Genomic DNA, 17,014 nt, shown 5'->3' on the forward strand with positions numbered 1-17,014 from the left:
ATGATTAGTCGTCGATCTGCTGTTTCTGTTGACGCTGCATCACTGAACCAGCACCCAAAGCACCTAATGCGAGTAAACCCAAGCCTGAAGTGGGTTCGGGAACATCCTTTGGCGGTTCGCTAGACACTCCCGGCTCGGCGCGGAAAATGCCCGTAGTGCCATCCGCAAGACTGGCAAGAAATGCCACCTGACCAGCATTATTTAATCCTTCCCGCGAAAAACTAAGGGACGTTACGGTGGAACCAAACAGGGTATCACCAGTACTAATTACCTTATCTTTTAGCGGATCGGCTCCAGTGAAGATACCCGTCCCCCCTACATCCAGTTCAGCAAAAAAGGCAATAGTTCCCACATCATTAATTGAGGGAACGCCAAGAAAGCCGTTCAAGGAGCTGCTCGTGTCTGCAATTAAGGTTGTTGTTTTGCTATTGCTAGCGAACAAAGCTGCATTTTTTCCTCCCACAAATGGCTCTGGCGGAGTATACCAATCATTGCTTGGATCAATAGCCGGGGGAGCATAAAAGGCAACGTTTCCTACATTATTGAGGGCAGGGGAACCAAAGCCAGAATCCTCAGGATAATTATTTCCAAGGCTGGCAACGATAGTCCTTGTAGTGCCGTTACTCGTAACAATTACCGTGCTAGGATTCCCACTTTCAATTCTATAGGCTACAGTTCTTTCATCATTGATGAAGGGAGAATTGACGCTGCCATAAAAGATAGTATCGATAACTTTTCCTTCGCTGGTGAGAATACGTTCGCCCCGGTAAAGTCTCTCTATGAAAGCTACAACTCCGGCATTATTAATCGAGGGCGAATAAAAATCACTAAAGTAGTCCTTCGCGACAATAACGTCATCATCAATCCAGGGTGACTCAATACCATTCGAGTCGGATTGAGGGAAAGCAAGGGCGACAGGAGTGGGCGTTGTTGTTCCGTTCCCAGTGAAAATACCTCCACCTACCTCAGCTAGGACAGCGCTGAAGGCGACGGTTCCTCCATCATTAATGGAGAGAGGAGTACGAAAGCTACTAAAGAAATTATTGGTGTTGGCAATCGTGGTAATTGTGGAGCCATTGGCCGTGAAAATACCTATGCTCCCTGTATCTAGTCCAGCCAAAAAGGCGGCGGTTCCAGCATTATTTAAGGCGGGAGATGACAGAAAGGAACTGAAGCGATCGCTTGTATCCGCAATTTTCGTAAAGGTGAAGCTGGCAGCTTGCACTTCTCCCGCTGCCAAAAAGCTGAGGCATAAGCCCATCAATGCTGTGGGAATGCTTAAGTGTAATTTCATAGCTATTTCTCTTTTGAAATGGAGTGACTAGCGACAAGAGGAGTTACTTGTTTTGCAATTACCAAAAATTTGCCAGAATGTGCAGACTGTAGTAAAACAGTTTATTCTGGCAAATATTGCTAATTGGAAGCTAGTTTAGGCGTGTTGCGAGGACGATAATTTTCTTTTGCGGATTAGCATAGAAGCGCCTATCACACCTAACGCGATCGTGGCGGTTGGTTCTGGTACGGACTCGACATCATTCACAGGTTTATGGGAAACAAATCCACTTCCATTAACGCCCGAAACGCTAAAAATCGTAAATCCTTGACATTCTTTAACTAAACACTGAGCAACAGGTTCTCTTGGCCCATTATCACCAGTTGCTACACTTAGCTGAAAGTCAAAATTCGTATCGTTAACATCTAGTCTCAAAACCTCTCTGAAAGCAAAAACTCCATTTACCGGAATCAAAGATGTTAAAAATGAGTCTGATGGCTTGCCACTAAAGATATTATTGCCATTCACGCTCAAGGAGAAAAAATCAAAAGGATTCTTGACATCTAGATAATTTCCTATCCGTACATCGCTGACTAATAAGTCTAGAATTTCATCGGCGACGGTGTAGGTGCCTTCGACTGAGTCTCCGTCAAGATTCCCTTGAAAGTTAAATGTTATGGCGTTCGCAGGAGCCAAATTAACTGTTCCCAAAGCCAAAAATGCTGCACTAACAGCTATTGACAATTTATTCCACATTTTTGAAGTAGACATAAAACAAGCCTCCGTAAAGTTAACTGTTGATAAAATTGGTATTTTTAACTGCTTATGGTACGCCATAAATCTGCTAGGTTTTTCCGGATTGCAGGCTGTGTTCAAGCAGTTAATACTGGCAAATATTGCTAATTGAAATCTAGTTAAATCTAGTTTAGGCGTGTAGCGAGGACGATAATTTTCTTTTGCGGATTAGCATAGAAGCGCCGATGATACCTAGCGCGATCGCTGCCGTTGGTTCTGGTACGGATTCGACATCATTCACAGGTTTATGCGGAACAAAGCCACCTCCGATAACGCCTGGTGGAGAGTTGATTCCACCTCCAAGGGCAAAACCCAGAAATCCTTGACATTCTTTAACTAAACACTGGTCAACCGGTTCTATCAGTCCTTCATCAGCGGTTGCGACATCTAGCTTAAAGGCGAAAAATAGGCCCCGATCATCTATAACGTCTAGTCTCAAAACCTCCCTGAAAGCAAAGACTCCATTTACCGGAATTAAAGATGTTAAAGATGAGTATGATGGCTTGCCACTGAAGATGTTATTGCCATTCACGGTAAAGGAAAAAAAATCCAAAGGATTCTCTACCTGTAGGAAAGGAGCTTGTATCCGTACATCGCTAACTAAGGTTTTGAGGATATCATCGGCGACGGTATAGCTGCCTTCAACTGAGCCTGCGTCTTCAGCATCCCCTTGAAATTTAAATGTTATGGCGTTCGCAGGAGCCGAATGAAATGTTCCTACAATCAATGTTGCACCGGCAACAGCCATTGATAACTTATTCCAAGTAGTTGAAATAGACATAAAATAACCCTCCCTCCGTAAAGCTTAATTTTGATATTGGAAATGATCCAAAGTGCGATCGCCACAATTGTCTTACCAAGGGCAACTGTGTATCTTTGGCGCTCAACAGAAGCGATAAATATTTGCGGAAATTACTTAGGCTGGTAATCTGGCGATCGCCAGGTTTTTTAGAGTGTTTTCGCTTGTCATGAAAGTTTCACATATTTTTTAGGAAAAATGCTAGTAGTTATACTGAATCTTTATCAAAACAATAAACTTTGAAGAGCCAAGAAAACGAAAAAATCCCTAAAGACCTCATGATTCGGTCGGTCTGGCTTTAAGTAGTTCTACTGAGAATTTATGAAGTTTTGGTTTAGATAAAACAAGCCAGACTTAAGGAAGATGCATAATCAATATTTTATTTAAACTCCCTTCATTTATGAGATTCATCTACCACCACAGAAATAGTAGAAAAAACTGTAAGTTCTATATCTAGAATGGATTGAAATTTTGAATCTATCTTTTGATAGATAAAGAGTGCTTTGAAGCTAATAACAGTCAAAATTACCCACACTCTCACACCAAAGACTGATTAAAGTCATTCTTGAAATTGACACGATCGATTTGTACAGGTTGCTTCAGCTCAATCGGGAGCGCAAGTATAGCGATAAACCATTTGGCACGCTAGGCGATCGCAGAGGGTAAAAAAATGATTAATTCAATGATGATTATTGGGGGCGTGACCTTATTCGTTGCGCTAGGAAGTCTCTTGTTTAGACCGCGCGATACTCAATGGGTCAAAAACTTGACCCGACCTAGTTGGCTTGTCTTTGAGCCTCTGATTCCGTTTATCTGGACGATTGTTTTTGCAGGCGGAGCTTTATCAGCAACCATAATTTGGGAACAAGATCCAGGTAGCCTCAAAACTTGGTTGTTGATGGCACTTTACCTACTCTTGGAAATTGTCACAGTCGCTTACATTCCTACCACGCTCAGACTCCGCAGCCTTACAGTCGGTACGCTATTAGGGGGATCGGGCGTTATTTTAGGGGTTCTTTTAGCATTGTTTGTATTACCGATTTCTGGATTATCGGCTCTTTTATTACTCCCCTATGTGCTTTGGAGTCCAGTTGGAACCTATACGACTTGGGAGATGATTCAACTGAATCCTGAGTCTATATAGTTAGGAAAGGCTTCTCAGCCGGTTTGAAATCTATTTGTAAAGACCCGAAACTTTGCCTCTTGACAGTCAGCGAAGACAGACTTCGTTTGATAAAAGCTCTCGCAATTTCTGCCCTCCTTCTTCTGAAGGGGGGCAGAAGTTGCGATTATAAACATCGCTAGGTACTTTCTCTCAACAAACCATGATGAATTTTCAACAAGTATTCGGTACAGAACCAGAAGTCGAAGCCAGCGCACCAGGACGAGTAAATCTACTAGGCGAACACACGGACTATAACGATGGATTTGTCCTCCCAACAGCTATCCCCCAAAAAACGACGGTACAATTGGGATTTAGCAAAGATGAACAGCACCACTTTTACTCTGCGGAACTTGACGAAAAAGTAGACGTTTTAGAAAGCACTCATACGCCGTCTAGTTTCGCAAGTTATGTATTTGGGTGTATCCGACTTTTAGAGCAGAAAGGTAACACTATCCCGCCGGTTAACGTGTATGTTACATCCTCCGTTCCTATTGGTTCGGGTTTGTCTAGCAGTGCGGCGTTGGAAGTGGCGACTCTCAGAGGATTGAGATCGCTTGTTTCACTTACTCTCGATGATGTGCAAATCGCCCAACTCGCACAACAGGCAGAAATTCACTATGCTGGCGTGCAATGCGGAATTATGGATCAGATGGCGTCGAGTCTTGCTGACACCGATTCGATGCTGTTTCTGGACACGCGCACGCTGGAACGTCAAGTTCTTCCTTTCCCAAAGGGAGCAGAAGTTGTGGTAATCGATAGCGGCGTACCTCGTACCCTGGCGGCAAGTGGCTACAACCAACGACGCGCTGATTGTGAGGAAGCAGCACGGTTGTTGGGAGTGAAGGCGCTCAGAGATATCACCGATCCGCAAGCTGTAGAGTCTTTACCCGAACCGCTGCGGCGTCGCGCTCTTCATGTGGTTACAGAGGATAACCGGGTGCTGGAGGCGATACAGGGCGTCTCTGCGGAGCGCTTTGGCGAGTTGATGAATGCTTCTCATGCCAGTTTGCGGGACGATTACGAAGTTTCCGTACCGGCGTTGGATACGCTGGTGAGAATGTTGCAAGAAACCCGTGGCGTATTCGGCGCACGATTGACGGGTGCTGGGTTTGGGGGCGCTTGCGTTGCTTTGGTAGAGGTTGGGAAGGCGGAAGCGATCGCCCAAAATGTACTTCAACGCTACAACGGATCGGGTTACACCGGACGGATTCTGGTTCAGTAAGGCGAAGCTAGCGGTATACACTTTATACACTCAGGGGAAGGGCGAGCAGCCGAATCATCCTGGCATCGGCGATCGCGCGATCGCTTCTTTAACTTTCTGGGTAATTAACTCTCGAAGTTCCTCCTTGCCACGCTGACGCTGAAAGCTAGCGCCTTCCTCAGTGGTGGCATAGAGGGGTGGCAGTCGATTGAGCGCATAAGCAGCAATCTCTCCCAGATCCAGAAGGCAAGGGTTGGTTACTTCCCTTTTTAGCACCTGCACGCTCGCTTCTATTAGCACCAATGCTTCCATCACATTGATAAACTGTTTTCCGGGAATAGCGATCGCTTCATCGGTTAAAAGTTGCCCGAATAAGCGATCTAAAGCGATGTAGTCGTCAACAGAAATTTCCGAAATTTCGCAGATGCTGCCAATCTCTTGTGCTAGAGATGGCGTCATATATCCGTCCTGCAAAGCTTGTTCAACAATTGTTCCTATCGTGAGCTTTTCCAAACTCATCGCATCTCTCCCTGACGATCGCATTTCAAACGGCAATCCTATGATTCTGCCTTAGATTTGAAATTTATAACTTGTCTAATTAGCCTAAATAGTGCTAACTTTATAGATTGTGTCGAATTAAAGACCATCCATGCCTAAACTGAAAACCCGTAAAGCAGCGGCAAAGCGTTTTAGAGCCACCGGCAGCGGCAAAATCGTCCACCGCAAAGCCTTCAAAAGTCACTTGCTACAGCACAAGAGTTCTGACCGGAAACGGCGGATTTCTAAAATGGCTCTGGTGCATGAACGCGATGAAGAAAATGTACGCTTGATGCTGCCCTATTTGTAAGGAAGCAATTTGCTTTCTATGATGAGTCTCTAGTCAATTGCTAATGACTAATGACGAATGACTGCTGACCACCGATCAATAACAACTAATAATTAGCCATGACACGGGTAAAACGCGGTAACGTTGCTCGCAAACGCCGCAAAAAAATTCTCAAACTAGCCAAAGGCTTCCGAGGTTCTCATTCAACTTTGTTCCGGACAGCCAATCAACAGGTCATGAAGGCGCTGCGTAACGCCTACCGCGATCGCAAGAAGCGCAAACGCGATTTCCGCAGCCTCTGGATCACCCGTATCAACGCCGCAGCACGTCAGCACGGCATTAGCTATAGCCAGCTGATGGGCAAATTGAAAAAGGCAAATGTCCAGATTAATCGCAAGATGCTGGCACAGATGGCTGTTCTCGATCCGGCTGGCTTTGACAAAGTGCTGCAACTCGCTACACAGGCTCAAGGGTAAAGGATGAAGGATGTAGGGCTTTGTCCTTCCCAGAGGGTGGGATGAATGAAGCTCGCCACTCGTTTGTTGCCAGCCTCGTTCCCAGGCGGTGCCTGGGAATGTTTTTTCTTTGGCTCTTTGCTAGTATAAAAACGCCAAACTTAGCGGTTGCTGCCGAGCTACAAGAGATTGTGGAGCGCGGCTACCTAATTGTTGCAGTGAAAGACAATGTCCGTCCCCTGGCTTTTCGGGATGGGGAAGGCAAACTGCAAGGGCTGGAAATTGACATTGCCCAGCGTTTAGCAGCAGAACTCCTAGATAAACCCGATGCGGTAAAGTTGCAGCCGGTGGCGAATCGAGAGCGGCTCTCGGTGGTGGTGGATGGAACGGTCGATCTGACGATCGCGAGGGTGACACAAAATGCTTCGCGCGATCGCTTGGTCAACTTCAGCATTCCTTACTACCTAGACGGCACCGCTTTAGTCACTCAGGACGCATCCTTACAAAGGCTTAACGATCTGCAACAGAGAAAAGTCGCCGTTCTGAAAGGATCGGATACGATTTCTACGGTGCGCTATCTTATCCCCCAAGTTCAGCTAATTGGCGTAGATTCCTACGAACAGGCGCGATCGCTCCTGGAATCGGGTAACGCCGATGCCTTCGCCGCCGATGCCAGCATTCTCAGCGGCTGGGTGCAGGAATATCCCCAGTACCGACTGCTGCCGGTACGCTTGTCGGGGGAGCCGCTAGCCGTGGTAATGCCCAAAGGGTTGCAGTACAATCAATTGCGGCAACGGGTAAATGATGCGATCGCGCGTTGGAAACGAGAAGGCTGGCTACAAGAACGGGTGAAGTATTGGGGACTCCCCCAGAGCGATACCAACCGATTTTAGAAAACTTCCGATAGGGCACCTGTGGCGATCCACCTCCGCCGCAATCACGTCCCATAATGAATAGAGAAAGCAAATTAATCTCTGTATTTGAAGGGCAATGGATAACTCTCTGGCAATTTTTTATCTCTCCTTGTTGCTGGTACTGCTTGCCGTTGCCGGTTGGGCAGTTGTGCGCCAGGTTTTCAAAACCCGCAAAGTTGAAAGTGTCCTCTCTCGGCTGCAAAATAAGGTGCAAAACGACAAATGCACAACCCAAGAGTTTTACGAACTCGGCAGCATCTATTTAGATAAAAAACTTTACACTCAGGCAATCTCGCTGCTTCAAAAAGCACTCAAAGCTGAGGATGCCGAAGAGGAAAACCTCGCGCCTATCTACAATGCCTTAGGCTTTGCTTACTTCTCCCAAGAGCAGTACGACGTAGCGATTCGCAACTACAAAGAAGCTTTGAAAATAGCTCCAAATTATGTCACGGCGCTCAATAATCTGGGTCATGTTTACGAGAAGAAGAAGTTAACCGCTCAGGCGTTGGAAAGCTATGAGGAAGCGCTGAAGCACGAGCCTGACAATGGCACCGCCAAGCGCCGCGCCGAATCCTTGCGGAAACGGTTGGTTCCCTCGACTTAAAACACCTTGTCATCCCTGAGGCTCTGCCTCCTGCGGAACTCAAATAAAACGTAACGATTGTAGGGGCGCAAACTTTTGTGCCCCTACAGCTTTATCCGTAGCAAGGTCATATTTTCGAGGCTGTAGAACTGATGGGACGCTACACAAGGCAAAGTTAATTAAAAAAGCTGACGCCTGCGATGAGGCTCAGCCTCATCACAGGCGTTTCAAGTTGGAGGCTGGGAGCGGGAAAAAGCAAACTTTCAGTGACGGAGTGCGATCGCCCGCGTGGAAGATGAAGCCGCCTATCCAGAGGAACCATCTGGTTTTCCGTAGTAGATGCCCCTACCATTGGTACCGATAAACACCAGCCCAAACTGCTGCCAACTCGCCTCCATCACATTTGGCTCACCACCGATAGGATTCTCTTGAGAGCCAATGCTCGTCCAAGTTTGGCCTCTATCAAGAGAACGAAAAATTCCCTCGCCCATACCAGCAACTTTTCCATAGAGATAAAGTGCCGGAGTCGTGCTGCCATCCGGTGGTTTCCCGAAGGCAAACAAATGCGCCCTCTCTACTGAAGGCAGCTTAGTCAGCGTCTTGCCACCGTCTGTTGAACGGTACAAACCATTCCAATCCAGACTAAGCCACACCTCATCTTTCACACCCGGAACTGTTTTCAGCCTGCACCACAAATCTGCCCAATACTCGCTTTTAATCGATGAGTTAACAACCTGAAACGATGCGCCCCTATCAGTACTGCGATAAACTTTGCCTTCGCTGTAATAGTAAAACGTGTTGCCATCTACTTTATCTGCGGCCAACGGCTCACCCCAATACCAGGGGCCTTTAGCCCCATTAGGTAGCCCCGACACTTTACTCCATGACGCGCCGCCATCAGTTGTCTGTATCGGCTGAGCCTCGCTGAGAGTCACGACAAAATTGTTTGGGTTATTTGCCGATATAGCTACGCGCAACGGCATTGCCTTTGAGGGAAATGACCCAAACTTCTTCCAAGTCAATCCGCCGTCTGTCGAAGTTGTTCCGCCATTGTGGATTGGTTCCCACTCCACACCACCAACCCGCACCACCCGCGACGGGTCGCTTTCAGAGTAGGTAATACCGTAAGTATGCTGAGGCCAAGGTCCGATACCGCCCATCCTTTTCGATGGATAAGAATTAAGCCCATTGTTGTGATTGAAACCGTCTACATCGGCTACACCACTCAATAACACAGCACCTTTTGGAGGTGCAGCTAAGGCGAAAGCGACTATCTCTTCTTGTCCTTGCTGATAGTTAGCCCAAGTCACCGGATTGGCGTTGATATTTTCTGTTTGCCAAATTCCAGAACCATTCGTCAACCAAACTTTTCCCGGTACTTTCGGGTCAAATTCAATTGCTGAAACCCACGATTCAAACATGGCATCATGCCACCAAGAAACCGTGTGGTTTATATTTGCCTTTTTTTCTGTCCAAGTCGCTCCCCCATCTAAGGAACTATAGAGGATTTTGCTAGTTATTTGACCTAAAGATACGACTAAATGATTGGGATTCGTTGGGTTAACACCCAAGGCATTGAAAAACGCTGGCTTGCCATCTGGAGTGATGTTACTCCAGGTTCCACCAGCATATTTGCTAACTCCTGATTTGTGCGTAACGTAGAGAATACCGTTGCTGGAAACAGCCATTCGCTGTGCCTGTGTCGGGCTTCCCTGGATTTTGCTCCAAGTATTACCCGTGTCAGTAGATTTATAGATTCCATCTCCATAGACATTCGCGTAGACTAAACCGGGCGATCGCTTGTCAAACGCAATGCCTAAAATTCCAATTCCTTTTGTCAGATTTGGGGAAAAAGAAGTAACTCTAGCCCATGTCGCCCCCGCGTCAGACGACTTCCACAACCCATCGTGCCGCGAACCAAAAAAGATTACTTTAGAGTTAGACGGATCGACAGCTAACCTTTCTCCTGCCCACCGCTCTTCGGAGTTGCTGTCCATCCCTAAGTCTATCTTCAATTTAGTCCAAGTTTTTCCTCGATCGCTAGACTTGAAAATTGACCCCTTCGGCTCCCACTGGGAGTATTTGCCTGCCGCCATGTAGACAATATTCGCATCCTTTGGATCGACGGCTAGTGCTTCTCCCCCGTAATAAGTTTTTTGGGCAAGTGGAAAGCTGTCATTTAAAGGAATCCAACTTTTATCTGCTGCATTCCAGCGATAAAAACCACCAACGTCAGTTCTGATATAAACAAGATCCTTTTCTAAAGGATGGGGGTAGACACCTGTAACAAACCCACCTCCACCTATAGAAACGTTAGCCCAGCGATATCCATTTCCCCCGATCGAGTAGATGGGTGCTGCGGCTACAGATGCTATGCCAAGGCTTTTGTATGTTTGCGGTTGTTGGTTGCTAGTGGCACACGCAGCAATAATTCCCACCACAATAGGCAAACCAGTCAAAGCGATAAATTTTGGTATTTTCATAATTTATAACCAAAGATAAACACAGATGAACCCCAATGAATTATTTGTGTAAGTCTCTGTTCATTCCCGATTTCATTCCTAGTAAATTGATGGTGTATGAGAAGTTATATTGCTTAAGTTTAATATTTAGGGTTTTTTAAAAAATTATAGAAAGCTCTCATATAGATTTTTAGTTTATCTATCGGTTTTACGGTGGCAAGATGATTTTTAACAAGTTTTTTAAACTCCGCATCCATTTCTCCATTCCGGAGATACACACCCATTCCTGTCGCCATCATGTGGTTAGAAAACTCATAAAATGATGGGAATTTGACTCCTATCCAATAGCCTAAAAGGATATTGATCTTGGCGGTTCGCTTCTGATAGTCTTTTGATTTCCCCTTAGTCTCTTTTCCGATAGCATTGGCGTTCTTCCCATGTACCCGATAAAGACTTAATTCCTTATCCAAAACGATCCCTTTACTTAGCCCTAATGAGCTAAAAATTAAAAAAGCATCATTGAGCAAAGTGCTTCCTGCTTTATCCGGCATTGGCAGAATTTGTTGTAAGAGTGACCGTTTCAAGCAAAGACCAGAGGTAGAGGGGTAAGGAAAGTTTTTGTAGAATCTGCCACTTTTCGTTAACTGTGTCAAATCGTACTCGCGGAAGAAATCGGGACTGGTTTTAAGTTTTTTATCATTTATTTCCACTAACTTTTCGTCCACAAATTTAAGAGGATGGAAACACCAACCTAAATCTGGGCGATCGCCTAATGCTTCTACTACTTTTTCTGCTTTTTCAGGTACAAAAGTATCGTCAGCATCCAAAAAGCAAACAATATCTCCTTTACTCGCGGCAAAGCCTGCATTGAAAGCTGAAGCTTGTCCCCCATTTTCCTTTAGCACCGGGAGAATTTTATCGCCATAACTGGCAATAACTTCTCGTGAGTTGTCGGTAGAACCGTCGTCCACCACAATTACCTCGACGTGGGGATAGGTTTGGCTTAGGGCGCTATCAATTGCCTGTGATAGGAAACGAGCATAATTGTAGTTATTAATGGCGATGCTAACTTTAGGGTTGCTGTTCATGCTTTTAGTGTTGTTATGAGCGTCTGGTTTGAGTAGTGACAGTTATAGCAGCAAGCTTGGGAAGAACACAGCAATGCCTATGAATCAATACCCAATACTTGCCGATACTGTGCTACAGACTTTTCCAGGGAGAACTCATCAGCTCTTAGCCGCAGTGCTTCCGAGTCAGAAGGCTTATCTAAGGTAGTCGCGATCGCTTCTGCTAAACCTTTGACATCTCCAACACTGACTAACTGACCGTACTTTCCGTTTGCTAAAATCTCTTCTGGCCCGCTAGGACAATCGGTAGAAACTACCCTGGTTCCCATAGCGATCGCCTCAATGAGTACAGTAGGCAATCCTTCATATAAAGAAGATAGGACGAATACTGCTGAAGATGCCATATAAGCATAGGGATTCGCCACAAACCCAGGTAAAGCCACATTCGATGCTATACCCAATTCCTGCACCAAAGCTTCAAGCTGCGATCGCTCCGTTCCCTCCCCTAAAATCATCAGCCGCGCCGGACGCTGTTGTTGCACTTGAGCAAAGGCGCGAATCAAAGAAGGAAAGTCTTTCTGCTTTTCCAGGCGTCCCACACCCAAAATCACCGGAGGCTGTCCCGCCTCAAACCAAGGATGTTCCACAAGTTCACTGGCTTTTTTGAACAGATCCGGGGTAACAACTGGGTTGTAAATAACTTTGATTTGCTCTTTTGCTAATCCTAGATGCACCAAATCATCAGCCGACCCTTGAGACACACTAACAACTGCATCAGCCATCGGGTAAAACCAGCGTACCAAGTAAGGTGCAATTCGCCTTTTCAGCTGCTTAGAGTTTTGCGCCTCCTGAGACAGGGTGTTATGTACGCTCACTACCACTCTTGTAGATACACCAGCCAGCCTTCGAGCCAACAAAGCTACTATATTCGTATCTTCCAAAGCCGAAAGCAAAGCTGTAGGTTTATTTTCTTTCAGATAGCGTACCAAGGCGGGGAGACTTGATAGCAGCCGCTTACCTTTCAAGTCCACAATTCTCACCTCTGGCGGTACTAGAGACAGATAAGGTCCTTCCACCTTAACTAAAACTAAGTCTACGCTTAAGCCTTGCTCGACAAAACCACGAGCCAAATTAACCAGGACTCTCTCAGCGCCACCGCCATATAGGGAAGTAAGAAAAATTGTTAGGCTAGACATTTTTATTTGAGGTTGAAAATACTTCTATTCCCTAATTCCCGCTCTCTGGGGAGGAGTTAAGGGAAGGGTTACTTGAAAAAAATGGTAAATTTATTGCTAACCTTACTAGGTTGTTTCAACTAATCCTTCCTTTCTTTCCTCTGGTTCAAATGGCCTAATATTCGACATTGGGAGGCGCTTCAATGATAAAGTTGCTGATACATACAATATCCAAAACAGAGAGTGCGGTTCTACAATTGTACTTTCGGTATAGTTATACATTAGTAAAAACGTCACGTAAGTTAGGGGCCATAAATCTTCTGGTTCTTTAGTGGAACGCACCCATTTTATGGCCCTAAAATAGGTGAAAATAATACTAATTCCAAAGAAGAATAGCCCTACAAAGCCGAGATCAACTGTCAAGTTTAAAAAGCCATTGTGAGCGTGGTATACCTTATAGCGAAGTACACGCCAAACATATTCCGACTCTCCTCCCTCCAGCCAAAATCCCTGATAACCATAGCCTAACCAAGGCCGATCCCAGATTTTTTCTATTACAGCATCCCAAATCTCTGTACGACCGCTGAGGGTAGGATCTTTGCCTAAGCTAAACAGCAAGTTATCCCAACTTGCCACGCCCCATGTAGCTAGACTTCCACCGATTAATATCAATGTAATGAAGAAGGGAATAGCTAAGTTGTCGCTCCACCGTAAAGCGCTGTAAAAAGGCAAGAGAATTATCAAAGTCAAGAAGATGATTAAAGCAGTTTTTGAAGTTGTAAGTACAATCACGCCAACGCAAATACCACAGACACCCCATACCAAGTAACGATATTTGCGAACGTTCAGAGCCACAAGTAAGGTAGACAATGCTGGTACCAGCATCAGGCGAGACAAGAGGTTTTTGTGTAACAAAGGCCCCCGCCAAGCTCCTGCATGAGTTCCACTTTCTATTCCACCTCCCCGAAAAACTAGGGTGTACATTACGGTAATTACTGCTCCTATACCCAGCGCCCACGCTATTATGCGTACTTGCTCTTTCAAGGTATAGCGCGAAGCCAAATACAGTCCAAACAAGGTTGTTTGTAATACATTGAGGCCAGCTTTTCTAGAAATAGGCGGGAAATCAGACCAAAAAAATGAGATTACAATTGTTGCGACTAAACCCCATAAGAAAACGTCTCTCAAAGCTGGACGAACAACACTTTTGAACCGGGCAAAAATAAAAAAGATTGTCCCTGCATAGACTCCCATCTGTAGCAGCGATATAATCTTGTCAAACACGGAAGAAACATAAACAGCGTAGCCAGCTGTTCCCTCCGACGCATTGTTTAAGCTGGCAAAGTTTAATAATCCTGAGAACACTAGCAGCGCCAGAACCGAGAATCTCTTTTCAGCGAAATTTAGGAGTGGATTCACGACTTTAGAGGGTGGTAAAAGTATCTAGAATTCAACTCAAGTCTAGGTCTTTTCAGTCGGGTGAGGGGGGAGAAAATGACTTTTGACAAGTTTCTAGGATGATGCAGTTTTTGTTGAAGGTGGCGTTAAGCTTCGGATGATTTTTCCTGCTTTACTCCTTTGATACTTTTAATATAATCTCTCAGCTTCTGCTGGGTACTGGGCAACAATGCCACGACTACTAAGCCCAAAACTACCCACCATCCTAACTGGTAGGCAAACAAAGCTATTCCAAAGGTCCCGCACCACAAGCCAGCCAATCGATAGTCAGGACTGCCAATGTCCCGCACTAGGTAGAAGTGGATGACAATATAACTCGCTAAAGTCGCCACCTCAGCCCAGCCGTATCCCACTAATCCCAAGCGGGGTAACAGCACGAATGCTGCTCCTACAAAAAGAGCCATATACACGATGTGAAAAACTGTAACTTCCCAGTTCCGCCGCAAAACGTAGAGGGTTGAGGAATGCATATTAAACATGGAGTTGGTCAGATTGCTCAAGGCGATATAAGGATAGATCGCCACTACGGGAAGCCAGCGATCGCCAAACACCAATGGAATAAGCACAGGCAAAGCCCAGCTGACTACTACGAGCAGGGGTCCTAAAGCTAATATCTGAAGGCCCATGCCCTCAGTGACAGCTCTCCGTAACCGCTCTCGATCTCCCTGCAAGCGCCCCAAGGTGGCAATGGAAATCCGCCACGTTGCGGTTTTTACGAAACTGAGAATGTCGATGATCCGGATGGCTAGGGCTACATATCCCACTGCCTCGGCACCAGCGTATCTACCTACTAGTAGGGGGTTGATCAGAGTACGTAGTTGCCACACCCAGACTGAGGTGGAAAATCCGATGCTGTATCCCAGCATCTGCTTAACTAAAACCCAATTCCAAGCAAAGCGGGGACGATATCCGGCACTCCAGTAGAGTAGTGCTAGAGTTTGAACTTGCTGTAGCCACCATCCAGCCACCAGTGCCCAAACTCCGGCTCCCCGAAAAGCCATTGGAAAGGCTATCACGTAGTAAACTAACTGACCGAGAAGTTCAATTAAAGCTACCCGCTTGTAATCTAGATTGCGCTCTAGCCGAGCCATCGGGACTTGATTGAGGAGAACGACTGGAAGTCCTAGAAACAAGACTTGCGCTACCGGGCGAAACCCTTGGATATTCACCCAGCTTTCTATTAAGGGAAGCGCCAAAAAAGCTAAAAGCATTCCTGTAAACGCTTGCAGCAACAGCAGGGTGAAAGCTTGGTGATATACTCCGAGTTCCTCTTCCCCTTCCCGCCGCACCAGATAAACTTCAATGCCTAGCTGGCTGAGCATCTGAAGGTACAAAAATATACTGATGGTGGCAGCATAGAGACCGTATTTCTCCGGTCCTATGACTTTGGTAACTAGCATCACTCCTGCCAGACTGATGAATACTCCCAGTCCCTGACGCAGTACCAGGTAGACTCCTCCCCGCATGACTTGCGTTTTCAGGTTCATGCTTGTCCCTCAAAGTAGCAAATATTACGGAGAAATCCTTGATGTTCTACCAATGAAGACTTCCAGAAAAAGAGATTTATAGATAGCGATCGCAGCTTGGGAGTCTTTAGCGGCACAAGATGCGGGAAAATCGGTAGAATGCTCATCAATTTTTTGAGCAGGTGGCTCAGCTCCAGCACATTTTTCTCCTTAGTTTGCCTTGGTTCATCGCTACTGCATCAGTAGACGGCCTTCTAAGGTCGTCAGCATATTTCATTGAATAAATAGTCAATTGCTACTAACGCTAGTAGAGATTGGCAAAAATATCTCAGCAACAGTTAAAGCGATCGTACTTGGGTGCCAATCTCTTTTTAAGCAAGCAAATTTAATTTACCACAGACAACAGTGTGGATTTGTGAGAATTCCCCCCCAAAGTTTAAAGCTTTTATAAAGACACTGAATATTTACACATTTGGCATTGAGCTATGGAAGGCTTGATAATTCTTCATTAGAACTTCAACTTTATGAAATAGATAACTTACATTATTCTCTGCAAAATGTCTGTAATCTTACCAGTGTTTAGGCAATCATGATATTAAAACTTCTCCATCGGGCTGTGGCTCCTGTGTTTATTGGCACTATGCTTGGGTGTACTGCTAGTAGCAATAGGTAGCAACCAACAGCCGATTGTAGGCGCGGATCTTGTGTCCGTACCGATGGCACCCACTTCCTACGTCGCTGGGCTAACGTGTCGATAGGCAGTAGAGGGTTTGTTACAGGTGTTTATACTTACAACGCACAAAAGGATCTGGTTTAGATCAGAACCGACGTTGGTGGCTTTGATCGCTGGAATGCCGAAGATAAAACCTGCATTCGATTACATGACAGCTTCACAATGAAAGAGAAAACATATTACGGGGAAGAAGCGATCGCAACAGATCCCATCAACCCAAATATCGTTTACATGGCAGCAGGTAAATACTCCCAGCGGCAACCCAAAGGATCAATCTTTAAGTCCACAGAGCGAGGTAAAAACTGGACTAAACTAAACATAAACTTAGGGATAGACAGTAATGTTGAGCATTGCTGGGTGGGAAAAAGACTAGCTCTCAATCCGGCTAACTCCAACATTATTTTCTTTGATTCGCGGCACGATGGGGTGTGGAGATCCTCGAATGCAGGCGCGACAATGGGCGAAAGTCGCAACTTTATCCCCAACGCTTACCAAAGAGCGTTGGCATCTCGTCCGCGTTGGCGGTTCAAGGTGGAACTCAACTTCTACAGGAGCAACTTCAACAGACGGTGGATTAACCTGGAAGAAGTTTGCGTCGTTTCCGGCATCAATTACCACTGCGCGTAGCGATATCGGCAACTA

16 protein-coding genes are annotated in these 17,014 nt (G+C 45.8%); 7 read left to right on the forward strand and 9 right to left on the reverse strand.

The genetic code is table 11. The features are described from left to right. Positions 1 to 4 precede the first annotated feature (4 nt). From NC994_RS00925 to NC994_RS00935, 3 genes are all read right to left on the reverse strand, one after another. Complete coding sequence (locus NC994_RS00925; RefSeq protein WP_190436295.1) at positions 5 to 1,294, reverse strand: choice-of-anchor tandem repeat NxxGxxAF-containing protein; 1,290 nt, start codon at positions 1,292 to 1,294, stop codon at positions 5 to 7. A 135-nt stretch (positions 1,295 to 1,429) separates the two neighbouring features. Beyond that, on the reverse strand, positions 1,430 to 2,044 hold the full coding sequence (locus NC994_RS00930; protein WP_190436297.1) for a PEP-CTERM sorting domain-containing protein: 615 nt from the start codon (positions 2,042 to 2,044) through the stop codon (positions 1,430 to 1,432). 154 nt (positions 2,045 to 2,198) lie between these two features. Beyond that, positions 2,199 to 2,849: a PEP-CTERM sorting domain-containing protein gene (locus NC994_RS00935; protein ID WP_190436301.1), complete on the reverse strand. Its 651-nt coding sequence runs from the start codon at positions 2,847 to 2,849 to the stop codon at positions 2,199 to 2,201. A gap of 688 nt (positions 2,850 to 3,537) precedes the next feature. Here NC994_RS00935 and NC994_RS00940 point away from each other — a divergent pair. Together NC994_RS00940 and galK are read left to right on the forward strand one after the other, a co-directional pair. Continuing rightward, entirely contained in the window at positions 3,538 to 4,011 is a 474-nt protein-coding gene (locus tag NC994_RS00940) for a tryptophan-rich sensory protein (RefSeq protein WP_190413802.1), read from the forward strand. A gap of 184 nt (positions 4,012 to 4,195) precedes the next feature. Further along, entirely contained in the window at positions 4,196 to 5,254 is a 1,059-nt protein-coding gene (gene galK / locus NC994_RS00945; RefSeq protein ID WP_190436616.1) for a galactokinase, read from the forward strand. A gap of 54 nt (positions 5,255 to 5,308) precedes the next feature. On the opposite strand, the gene NC994_RS00950 is transcribed toward galK, so the two are convergent. Beyond that, positions 5,309 to 5,752 carry a late competence development ComFB family protein gene (locus NC994_RS00950; RefSeq protein WP_190436303.1) on the reverse strand — a complete coding sequence of 148 codons (444 nt, stop codon included), beginning with the start codon at positions 5,750 to 5,752 and terminating at the stop codon, positions 5,309 to 5,311. A gap of 130 nt (positions 5,753 to 5,882) precedes the next feature. Here NC994_RS00950 and rpmI point away from each other — a divergent pair, with 130 nt between their 5' ends. The 4 genes from rpmI (at position 5,883) to NC994_RS00970 (ending at position 8,032) form a co-directional block, all read left to right on the forward strand. Continuing rightward, on the forward strand, positions 5,883 to 6,080 hold the full coding sequence (gene rpmI, locus NC994_RS00955) for a 50S ribosomal protein L35 (RefSeq protein ID WP_190413800.1): 198 nt from the start codon (positions 5,883 to 5,885) through the stop codon (positions 6,078 to 6,080). Between the two features lie 98 nt (positions 6,081 to 6,178). Beyond that, positions 6,179 to 6,535 carry a 50S ribosomal protein L20 gene (rplT, locus tag NC994_RS00960; RefSeq protein ID WP_190413799.1) on the forward strand — a complete coding sequence of 119 codons (357 nt, stop codon included), beginning with the start codon at positions 6,179 to 6,181 and terminating at the stop codon, positions 6,533 to 6,535. Positions 6,536 to 6,633: 98 nt separating this feature from the next. After that, positions 6,634 to 7,407 (forward strand): transporter substrate-binding domain-containing protein, encoded by a 774-nt coding sequence (locus tag NC994_RS00965; RefSeq protein ID WP_190436619.1) that lies wholly within the window; start codon positions 6,634 to 6,636, stop codon positions 7,405 to 7,407. Positions 7,408 to 7,504: 97 nt separating this feature from the next. After that, a complete protein-coding gene (locus NC994_RS00970) occupies positions 7,505 to 8,032 on the forward strand; it encodes a tetratricopeptide repeat protein (protein ID WP_190413797.1) in 528 nt (175 codons plus the stop codon). Between the two features lie 284 nt (positions 8,033 to 8,316). On the opposite strand, the gene NC994_RS00975 is transcribed toward NC994_RS00970, so the two are convergent. From NC994_RS00975 to NC994_RS00995, 5 genes are all read right to left on the reverse strand, one after another. Further along, positions 8,317 to 10,494 carry a hypothetical protein gene (locus NC994_RS00975; protein WP_190436305.1) on the reverse strand — a complete coding sequence of 726 codons (2,178 nt, stop codon included), beginning with the start codon at positions 10,492 to 10,494 and terminating at the stop codon, positions 8,317 to 8,319. 119 nt (positions 10,495 to 10,613) lie between these two features. After that, positions 10,614 to 11,561: a glycosyltransferase gene (locus NC994_RS00980; protein ID WP_190436308.1), complete on the reverse strand. Its 948-nt coding sequence runs from the start codon at positions 11,559 to 11,561 to the stop codon at positions 10,614 to 10,616. Positions 11,562 to 11,638: 77 nt separating this feature from the next. Further along, positions 11,639 to 12,736, reverse strand: coding sequence for a glycosyltransferase (locus NC994_RS00985; protein ID WP_190436311.1), 1,098 nt, complete (start codon positions 12,734 to 12,736; stop codon positions 11,639 to 11,641). A 105-nt stretch (positions 12,737 to 12,841) separates the two neighbouring features. Beyond that, the gene (locus tag NC994_RS00990) at positions 12,842 to 14,134 is read right to left on the reverse strand and encodes an O-antigen ligase (protein ID WP_190430196.1); all 1,293 of its coding nucleotides are present in this window, start codon (positions 14,132 to 14,134) and stop codon (positions 12,842 to 12,844) included. A 125-nt stretch (positions 14,135 to 14,259) separates the two neighbouring features. After that, positions 14,260 to 15,660: an oligosaccharide flippase family protein gene (locus tag NC994_RS00995; RefSeq protein WP_190436313.1), complete on the reverse strand. Its 1,401-nt coding sequence runs from the start codon at positions 15,658 to 15,660 to the stop codon at positions 14,260 to 14,262. An 874-nt stretch (positions 15,661 to 16,534) separates the two neighbouring features. Between NC994_RS00995 and NC994_RS01000 the strand changes: the two genes are divergently transcribed. Beyond that, complete coding sequence (locus NC994_RS01000; RefSeq protein WP_190436316.1) at positions 16,535 to 16,999, forward strand: hypothetical protein; 465 nt, start codon at positions 16,535 to 16,537, stop codon at positions 16,997 to 16,999. Positions 17,000 to 17,014: the final 15 nt, after the last annotated feature.

The sequence above is a fragment of the Trichocoleus sp. AS-A1 genome (assembly GCF_039962015.1).
In the GTDB taxonomy this organism is placed as follows: Bacteria; Cyanobacteriota; Cyanobacteriia; order Cyanobacteriales; family FACHB-T130; genus FACHB-T130.